This window comes from Planotetraspora silvatica, from assembly GCF_016863315.1.
Lineage (GTDB): Bacteria > Actinomycetota > Actinomycetes > Streptosporangiales > Streptosporangiaceae > Planotetraspora > Planotetraspora silvatica.
Window position 1 is genome coordinate 1 of the sequence record NZ_BOOQ01000081.1, and the last position, 8,130, is coordinate 8,130.

Genomic DNA, 8,130 nt, shown 5'->3' on the forward strand with positions numbered 1-8,130 from the left:
CCCCATAGGCACCTGACACTCGCCCTTTTTCTCTTGCGCGTGATCATGCACAGGTTCGGAGAATGATGGGCTGACCTGGCCAAACACTGGGCGTGATCATGCACAGGTTCTTGGGTGGTGGTGCCGGCCTGCGCATCCTTTGGCCGTGATCATGCACAGGTTCTTCGACGTGTGGTCTGACCTGGCGTGATGGATTTCGTGATCATGCAGTGTGTGGCGTACTGCATGATCACGGAGAGGATTTGCGCAGGTAGGCGTGACCGTGCACGAATCTGTGCATGATCACGACTGGAGAATGCCCAGGTCGGCCCGCATGATCTCGAACCCGTGCATGATCACGGGCAAGGGATGCGCAGGTCGGCGCGGACTTTCCCGAACCTGTGCATGATCACGCCCGAGGGGGAGGGAGGGGCCGGGGGTCAGCCGCGGAAGATGCGCTCGGCCACGGTGACGCGATAGTGGTATCTGGTTCTGACGCCGATGACCATCGTCAACCACGTGTCCTCATTTATCCGGTACACAGCCCGTTCCTGCGGGAGCGCCGGATGCTTGGGCGAGTGCGACATCGCGAGCTCGTGGGCGATCGCCCGTGCCTCTTCGCGTTCGCCCTTGACCTCGTAGATGTCGGAGATCCGCCACTCCCTGCGGTCGGCGCCGCCGATGTTCTCCTCGATGAGGACACGCCACTGGCTCATGCGTGTGATCATGCCTGGTTCGTACGGTTCTCACACGCGGACGCGCGTCCTGAAGGCAGTTTCGCGTTTCTGAAGGGGCGGTTACGCCTTCTGAAGGGAGAGGAGCAACTCCGCGTTCGAGCCGGTGCTCTTCATCGTTGCGAGGAACGGCTCGAGTGTGCCCTGGTCATGCAGGGCCTTGCGCAGCTTCCACAGGAGGGGTAGTTCGGCGGAGTCGACCAGGAGGTCCTCTCGCCGGGTGCCCGATCCGGTGACGTCCACGGCGGGGAAGACGCGCTTTTCGGACAGGCTCCGGCTGAGCCGCAGCTCCATGTTGCCGGTGCTCTTGAACTCTTCGAAGAGGTTGTCGTCCATCTTCGATCCGGTCTCGACGAGCGCGGCCGCCAGGATGGTGAGCGAGCCGGCGCCTTGAAGATTGCGCGCGGCGCCCAGGACACGCTTGGGCGGATGGACGGCCCGGACGTCGATGCCGCCGGTCAGGATGCGTCCGCCGCTCGGTGCCGTCATGTTGTACGCCCGGCCGAGCCGGGTGATCGAGTCGATCAGCATGACCACGTCGTGCCCGAGTTCGACGAGCCGTTTGGCCCGCTCGACCGCGAGCTCGGTGACGGTGATGTGGTCTGTGGCGGGACGGTCGAAGGTGGATGCGATGATCTCCGCCTGGACGGTCTCCCGCATTTCCGTGACCTCCTCAGGCCGCTCGTCGACGAGCACGATCATGAGGTGGCATTCGGGGTGGTTGGTGATGATCGCGTTCGCGACGGCCTGGAGGAGCATGGTCTTGCCGGCCTTGGGCGGGGCCACGATCAGGCCGCGCTGCCCCTTGCCGATCGGCGCCAGCAGGTCGATGACCCGGGTCGAGAGTACGGCCGGCCCGGTCTCGAGGCGGAGCCGTTCGGTGGGATGAATGGGGACGAGATCGGCGAAGTCGGGTCGAGCCTGGCCGGGCGGCAGGCCGTTCACCGTCTCGATGCTGATCAGTCTGCCGTTCTGCGCGGTGCCGTCGACGACGTCGCCGTTGCGGAGTCCGTAGTCGCGGACCAGTGCGGACGGCACGGAGACGTCCTTCGGCCCCGGGAGGTAGCCGCCGCCGCGGATGACGGCGTTCTTCGTGACGCCGTCGAGCAGGCCGCTGATGGTCGTCGGTTCGGCGGTGGGCTTAGCCGTACGGCCTGCCCTGTTCGCGTCGGTGATCTTGGCCGCGGGTCTTGATCCGTTCCTGGACCTGGTCCTGGATGCGGGCCGCGGGATGGTGTCCGGTGTGGTCATGGTGGGTTCCTTGTCTCGGGGGGTTCGTGCAGGCGGCGTCACTCGGATCGCTCGTGCGACCCGGCGGCTCCATGGGCCGCATGGGGACGCTCCGCCTGCGTGGCGGTGGCATCGATGGCATCGATGCTTGTGGGCACTGCGGGCCTCGCCGTACGGCGGAGCACGTCAACGTGCCTGGGTACGGCCCGGTTCTCGTGCATGATCACGCAAGGAGAAATGGCAGGTCACAATAAGGACCGAAGAACTTGCGCATGATCACGATGCGGGAAAGCGCAGGTCAGTCCATATGATCGCGAACTTCTGCATGATCACGCCCGAGAGGCGGGTGAAGAGGTAGGTGCATGTGCCTGATGTCAGGCCAGAACCATGCGACCTACGGTCAAGATAACACGGCATGGGGCCCGGGGATTCCCGGGCCACGCCGTCGATTTCGGATCAGCGCGCCTGAAGGGCGTCCAGGGCGACGGCCATCGCGATGATCACACGCCGGTCGATGCGCGGGTCGTGGATCTCGATGAGGTACCGGTCGCGCAGCCCCCACTGGCGGTTCACGGAGAAGGCGATCGAGGCGCCGACGCTGAAGTCGAAGTGGTACGGCAGCCATGACAGCGAGTCGGCGAACCTGCGCAGCACGGCCACGACGAGATGCCGCTCCTGACCGGTCATGGTCGGCAGTCCGGGCTGCTGGACGTGCCATGTCGAGCGCAGCAGCGACTTGGCGAAGTCCTTCCGGAAGGAACCGATGTCCACTCCCGTGTCGTCCGTGACGTCGTACTCGCCGGCGAGATCCATGATCTTGCGGGCCTTGAATCCCGCGAGTGTCTGCTGCCGTGACTCGTCCGTGAAGAGGGTCACCTGTTCCTTGAGCGTCATCCGCTTCTGCTCGGCGAACGCCACGACCGGACCTTCCGCTCCGGAAGGATCGGCAACATGAACGACATATCTGTTCACCATCATGGTGATCTTCTGACGCAGGATGAGCCGGTTCTGCGCCTGGAGGTGTGAAATATCCATGTGATCTCCAAAGACGGTGTGACCACACCCTATATGGGCTAGGCCAGAGGGAGATCACCGGTGAGATAGCGCTGAACGGCGGGGGCCACGCAGGCCACGAGTTCCTCTCCGCCGAGTGAGGCGATCGGCTCCACGTTCAGCACATAACGGGTGAAAGCGATCCCGATCAGATGTGATCCGGCGAGCATGCCCCGGGTCTCCGCGTTGTCGACCCCGAGTCGTTTGGCGAGCGGCTGGAGCACCTCGCTGGTGATGAACTCCTTGAGCATTCCGGCCGCCGCCGGAGACGACGAGGCGGAGCTCATGACCGCCCGCAGTTTGGGGCCGTGCTCCGGACTCTCCCAGAGTGAGAGATAGCGGCGCACCAGTCGCTCGCCGAGCCCTTCGGGGTCGCCCTCCATCACCTCGCCCAGTTCGCGCAGGGGCAGGCCGCTCGCCCTGATGGCGGCGTCGAACAGACCGTCCTTGTTGCCGAAGAAGTGCATGACCAGCGCCGGATCGACGCCGGCTGCACGGGCCACCGCCCGGATCGTCGTCCCGGCGTAACCGCCTTCGGTGAAGGCCTCGACCGCCGCGTCGAGGATCGCCTCCCGTGTCTGGGGCGATCCGGGACGGCGCCCGCTCCTGCTTTCCATGAGGGCTATTCAACCATGTTGAATTCATCTATCGTGAAATCAACGCTGTTGAAGTCAACACACGGAGAATTACGATGCGCAAGCTGATCGCGATCATCGGAGCGGTCACCGTCCTGGGGATGGTCTTCGCGGCCTCGTTCCTGGGCGCGCTCCACCAGCCCGAACCGCATGACGTGCCCGTAGCGGTCGTCGGGCCGTCCCAGGTGGCCGGTCAGATCGACGCCGCCCTCGACGCCAAGGCGCCCGGCGCCTTCTCGCTCACGCCGTACGCCGACGAGGGGGCCGCCAGGAACGCTCTCGCCGATCGGGAGGTCGACGCCGTCCTGATCCCGCAGGCCGGGAAACTCGTCGTCGCCAGCGCCGGAGGCCGTACCGGAGCGACCGTCATCACGCAGGTCTTCCAAGCCGCCTCGCAGGCCCAGGGCCGGTCGCTCGCCGTGGAGGACGCGATCCCGCTTCCGCTCGGCGACGCGGGCGGCATCTCGGGGATGTTCTACGTGCTCGCCCTGGTGATCCCCGGCATCGCGATCGCCGTGCTGACGTTCCGGGCCGCCCCCGGGCTCGGCCTCGCCGGCCGTCTCGGTGTGCTCACCGCGGCATCCGTCCTGGTCGGTACGGCGAACGCCTGGTTGTCCGACGTGGTCTTCGGCGCCCTTCCTGGCCGGTTCGCGGCCCTGGTGGCGATGTCCGCCGGGGTCACGTTGGCGATCGGCCTGGTGTCGTCAGGACTCATGCGGGTCGTCGGCGCTCCCGGGGTCGGATTGGTGGCGCTGCTGTTCATCCCGATCGGCCTGCCCGCGAGCGGCGGCCCGCTCGGCGCCCGCTTCATCCCGGAGTGGTACGCCGCTGTGGGTCAGGTCCTGCCGGTCGGCCAGGCCGCCGAAGCCATCAAGAACGTCGTGCACTTCGACGGCGCGGCGCTCGCGCTGCCGCTGCTCGTGCTCGGAGGCTGGGCCCTCCTCGGTCTCGTGCTGCTGGCCGTGCCGCGCCGCCGGGCGGAGATCGCCGCGGTGCCCGTCCTGGTGGCATGACGGTTCACCTCGGCAGGTCTTTTGGCCGGTCGGCGGGAGAGCTACGTCACCTTGCGGCCTCATCAGGAATAGAGCCGCGGCCCAGATGGCTCATCGCTGGTGAGGGGTCCATTCCGGCTTGCCGGAACTCGGAAATCTCAGGCGGGGCAACTGCCGCTGATCCGGCATCGCCCCGCCATCGCGTCAGGGCGACGATGCACCGGGAAGCACATGATGCGGTGTCGCCCGCGCATGCCGTAGAGAAAGAAGAAGTGGTGAACATGCCTCGTTGGGTGAGATGGGCACTGGGGGGCGCCGCCGTCGGCCTGGTGCTGTCCGTCGTCAAGAGCGGACTCCCCGACCCTGACGAGATCTGGCGCGCGATGACGGGACTGAACGCCGGCTGGCTGGGTGTGGCCGTGCTGGCGCAGATCTTGTCGATGGGCACCTTCGCACGGCTGATCCGCCGCCTGCTCATGCTCGGCGGAGCGCACCTCACCGTCTCGCGGGCCGTCGCGCTGACCTACGCGCGCAACGCGGTGTCCAACTCACTTCCGGCGGGGCAGGTCGTCGGCATCGCGTACGCCACCCGGCAGTTCGCACGGCTGGGTGCGGCAAAGCCGTTGATCGCCGCGACGCTCGTGCTGAGCGGTGTGTACTCGACCGCGGCGTTCGTCGTGCTCGGGACGGTCGCCGTGCTGGGAGAGCCCGCCATCCGGCCGGTCGCCGCGGGCGTGCTGGCGCTCGTGGTCGTGGTCGTCGTGGTCCTCGCGCGGTTCCGGCCCAAGGGGCTCGCTGGCTGGCTGGACCGTCGTTTCCCCAAAGTGCTGGAGCAGGTCCGCGCCGCACGGCACGCCGTCACGATGGAGCGCCGTGACCGGCTGATGCTGGCCGGGCTCGCGCTGGCCAACTGGCTGCTCGACGTGGCCTGCCTCGCGGCGGTGTGCGCGGCGGCGGGCGTGCACATCGGCCCGCACACCGTGTTGCTCGGATACGTCGCCGCCAAGGCGGCCGCGGTGTTGCTCCTGATCCCCGGTGGCCTGGGGATCGCGGAGATCGGGCTGGCCGCCACCCTGATCGGCGGGGGCGTCACGGGTGGCGCGGCCGCGGCCGTGGTGCTGCTGTACCGGCTGATCTCCTACTGGGGCGTCCTCGTGGCCGGCTGGGCCGCGTGGCTGCTGCTTCTCGACGGTCTTCGTGCCCGGCTCGGGGCCGGTGGGCACTGGTTCTGGGACGCGTTCGTCCGCTGGTCCATGGCACTGAGCCCGTGCGCCCCGTACGCCTATCGCGATCGTTAGAGGAGCGGCGCCGGTGGGGGCGGGTCAGGGTTTTATCAGGGTTCTCGGTGGAACAGGTGTCTCTCGCCGGTTCGTTGAACCGGCGACGAAAGGGGTCACCGATGTACCGGTCCAGAGAACACAAGATGATCGCCGGAGTGTGCGGTGGCATCGCGGAGCGATTCGGGATGGCGCCCACCATGGTGAGGCTGCTCTTCCTGCTCTCCTGCATACTGCCGGGCCCGCAGTTCATCCTCTACCTCATCATGTGGGTCGCCGTTCCCAAGGCTCCCGCGAGGCAGTACCACTGAGCCGTGCAGCTGTTTCCCGGGGATGCGGGGCCCTGCCGCGGCATGCCGTACCGGCGCTTATGCTCGCAGGTGGAAAGGTGACGTGACGATGCGCGAACGACCTCTGGTGCTGATCAAGGACGACCTCGTCGACTATGAGAAGGCCATGGAACGCATGGAAGGCCTGGTCGAGGAGCGGCAGAACGACGAGCGGCCGGACACGCTCTGGCTGCTCAGCCATCCCGCGGTCTTCACCGTCACGAAGCGCACCCTCCAGTCGCACCTCCCCAGCCCGTCGTTCGGCATCCCCGTCGTGCAGACGGGCAGGGGCGGCCAGCTCACCTATCACGGTCCCGGACAGCTCGTCGGCTACCTGATCGTGAAGCTGCGCACGGGCGAGGGCGTCGTGGACTACATCCGCGAGGTGGAGTTGCGGCTGGTCGAGGCGCTCGGAACGCTCGGCGTCCCGGCGGAGCGCCGCGACACCCCGCCGGGATCGGAGCTGCTCACCGGCGTATGGACCAAGGACACCGTGCGCAAGATCGTCTCGGTCGGCATGCGCGCGAGTCGTTCGGTCACCAGCCACGGCTTCGCCCTCAACGTCGACGGCGACCTGAGTCCTTGGGAGCTGGCGATCCCCTGCGGGATGCCCGATGTGGACATGACATCCGTGGCCCGCGAGATCGGGCAGACGTCCATGGACGAGGCCCGTCTCGCCGTAGCCCGGGCGTTTGAGGCCTCCTGAGGTTTCGGGCGGGCTCTTTCGAAATGCCGGAGCCGGTGGGCATCATGAGGCGATGGATCTCCACTACTACGACACGCTCATAGCGGTCGCCGACGACTGCCCGGTCGACGGCGCCGTGGTGCCCGCCTTGAGGGGCGGCAAGGAGACGGTCGCCGTGATCCAGTTCGAAATGATCTCCGGTGCCCCCGGCGGCCTCACGCAGGAGGACGTCCTGTTCGAGACGTGGCTGCGGCGGCAGGAATCGGACGTGCCGTCGGCGTTCGAGCGCGCGGAGTTGCGTGCTCGCTTCTTCTCCAGGTCTCAGGCCTGCCTCCGGGCCTCGCCCCTGCCCAAGAAGTACGGCTGGGGCCTGCTCTTCGACACCGCGGGCCGGGTGACGTTGTGCCCGATGGGGTCGGTGGAGTACCAGGAGATCATCGCCGGCGAAGTGCTGGGCATAACGGTCCTCAAAGCGATGCGATCCAAGCGCGCTTAGGTTTGGTCGTATTCGGAATGTCGCTCGACCGGGCACGTTGGCATGGTGCGTGACACGTAGGCGTGACATGCAGGTGTGGCGCGTAGCCGTGACGCGCAGGTGCGGCGCGCAGGTGTGGCGCGGGGGTCGCGGTGCGGGGTGTTCGCGGGGCGGGGTTCGCGGCGCGTTTTGGAAATATGCGCATTTAGCCGGGCGTGATCGATCCCGGTGTGCGGGTTGCGCCTCGTCATTACGAGATCTGTTGATTATTCGTTGTGTTTTATGGCGATGTCGCACGTCAGAGGCGATGGTCGCACCTGGATCGCGATTCCTCGGAGCCGATGCGCTCGATGATGTCAGGCGCGGCTTCTACGCGGTGTGTGGTGTGCGGCGCCCGGCCGGACATTCGCGGCGATTTACTTATATTCCTAGAAAATAGATCGAATTTCCCCTCGCGGATTACTTCCAATTACTCATTGGTATTGGTTGTCGGCCGCTCATTCTCGTGAAATGATTCGTGCAGGTGTTCGAATCGGTCGTTCTCGGGGGTGGGGTTGTGGGGGAGTTGTTCGAGATTGTTGAGCCGGTCGGACGGGCTCCCAGCTCGGGTGGCGAGTGGGTGTCTGGGGTGGGGCGTTCGTCGGGCTGGTGGTCGTCCGGATGGGTGGATGGTTCGGCTGCTCGTGATTTCGATCCTGAGGATGTGCCGCCGGCTGGTGATCAGGCCGGTGCTCGGGACGG

At 66.6% G+C, this 8,130-nt stretch carries 8 protein-coding genes and 1 pseudogene; 5 read left to right on the forward strand and 4 right to left on the reverse strand.

Annotated elements, in window-relative coordinates; translation table 11 throughout:
- Nucleotides 1-419 precede the first annotated feature (419 nt).
- The 4 genes and pseudogenes from Psi02_RS39610 to Psi02_RS39625 all read right to left on the reverse strand — a co-directional run bounded on the left by Psi02_RS39610 (nt 420) and on the right by Psi02_RS39625 (nt 3,613).
- A complete protein-coding gene (locus Psi02_RS39610; protein ID WP_203981065.1) occupies nt 420-695 on the reverse strand; it encodes a hypothetical protein in 276 nt (91 codons plus the stop codon).
- A gap of 81 nt (nt 696-776) precedes the next feature.
- Nucleotides 777-1,832 (reverse strand): annotated as a pseudogene (rho, locus tag Psi02_RS39615) (transcription termination factor Rho); the annotation flags it as partial.
- Nucleotides 1,833-2,399: 567 nt separating this feature from the next.
- Nucleotides 2,400-2,978: an LURP-one-related family protein gene (locus tag Psi02_RS39620; protein WP_203958567.1), complete on the reverse strand. Its 579-nt coding sequence runs from the start codon at nt 2,976-2,978 to the stop codon at nt 2,400-2,402.
- A gap of 38 nt (nt 2,979-3,016) precedes the next feature.
- Nucleotides 3,017-3,613 carry a TetR/AcrR family transcriptional regulator gene (locus Psi02_RS39625; RefSeq protein ID WP_203981067.1) on the reverse strand — a complete coding sequence of 199 codons (597 nt, stop codon included), beginning with the start codon at nt 3,611-3,613 and terminating at the stop codon, nt 3,017-3,019.
- A gap of 74 nt (nt 3,614-3,687) precedes the next feature.
- Between Psi02_RS39625 and Psi02_RS39630 the strand changes: the two genes are divergently transcribed.
- The 5 genes from Psi02_RS39630 (at nt 3,688) to Psi02_RS39650 (ending at nt 7,410) form a co-directional block, all read left to right on the forward strand.
- Nucleotides 3,688-4,644 (forward strand): hypothetical protein, encoded by a 957-nt coding sequence (locus Psi02_RS39630; RefSeq protein WP_203981068.1) that lies wholly within the window; start codon nt 3,688-3,690, stop codon nt 4,642-4,644.
- A gap of 260 nt (nt 4,645-4,904) precedes the next feature.
- A complete protein-coding gene (locus tag Psi02_RS39635; RefSeq protein ID WP_203981069.1) occupies nt 4,905-5,921 on the forward strand; it encodes a lysylphosphatidylglycerol synthase transmembrane domain-containing protein in 1,017 nt (338 codons plus the stop codon).
- Between the two features lie 101 nt (nt 5,922-6,022).
- Nucleotides 6,023-6,211 carry a PspC domain-containing protein gene (locus tag Psi02_RS39640; RefSeq protein WP_203981070.1) on the forward strand — a complete coding sequence of 63 codons (189 nt, stop codon included), beginning with the start codon at nt 6,023-6,025 and terminating at the stop codon, nt 6,209-6,211.
- Nucleotides 6,212-6,299: 88 nt separating this feature from the next.
- Nucleotides 6,300-6,935: a lipoyl(octanoyl) transferase LipB gene (gene lipB, locus Psi02_RS39645; protein WP_203981071.1), complete on the forward strand. Its 636-nt coding sequence runs from the start codon at nt 6,300-6,302 to the stop codon at nt 6,933-6,935.
- Between the two features lie 52 nt (nt 6,936-6,987).
- Nucleotides 6,988-7,410 (forward strand): DUF6157 family protein, encoded by a 423-nt coding sequence (locus Psi02_RS39650; protein ID WP_203981072.1) that lies wholly within the window; start codon nt 6,988-6,990, stop codon nt 7,408-7,410.
- The last annotated feature ends 720 nt before the right edge of the window (nt 7,411-8,130 follow it).

What these genes read in the sequence shown, in the direction of transcription:
- Psi02_RS39625 (WP_203981067.1), bottom strand. Translation starts at nt 3,613, where the DNA reads ATGGAAAGCAGGAGCGGGCGCCGTCCCGGATCGCCCCAGACACGGGAG.
- Psi02_RS39635 (WP_203981069.1), top strand. Translation starts at nt 4,905, where the DNA reads ATGCCTCGTTGGGTGAGATGGGCACTGGGGGGCGCCGCCGTCGGCCTG.
- Psi02_RS39630 (WP_203981068.1), top strand. Translation starts at nt 3,688, where the DNA reads ATGCGCAAGCTGATCGCGATCATCGGAGCGGTCACCGTCCTGGGGATG.
- lipB (WP_203981071.1), top strand. Translation starts at nt 6,300, where the DNA reads ATGCGCGAACGACCTCTGGTGCTGATCAAGGACGACCTCGTCGACTAT.
- Psi02_RS39640 (WP_203981070.1), top strand. Translation starts at nt 6,023, where the DNA reads ATGTACCGGTCCAGAGAACACAAGATGATCGCCGGAGTGTGCGGTGGC.
- Psi02_RS39650 (WP_203981072.1), top strand. Translation starts at nt 6,988, where the DNA reads ATGGATCTCCACTACTACGACACGCTCATAGCGGTCGCCGACGACTGC.
- Psi02_RS39610 (WP_203981065.1), bottom strand. Translation starts at nt 695, where the DNA reads ATGAGCCAGTGGCGTGTCCTCATCGAGGAGAACATCGGCGGCGCCGAC.
- Psi02_RS39620 (WP_203958567.1), bottom strand. Translation starts at nt 2,978, where the DNA reads ATGGATATTTCACACCTCCAGGCGCAGAACCGGCTCATCCTGCGTCAG.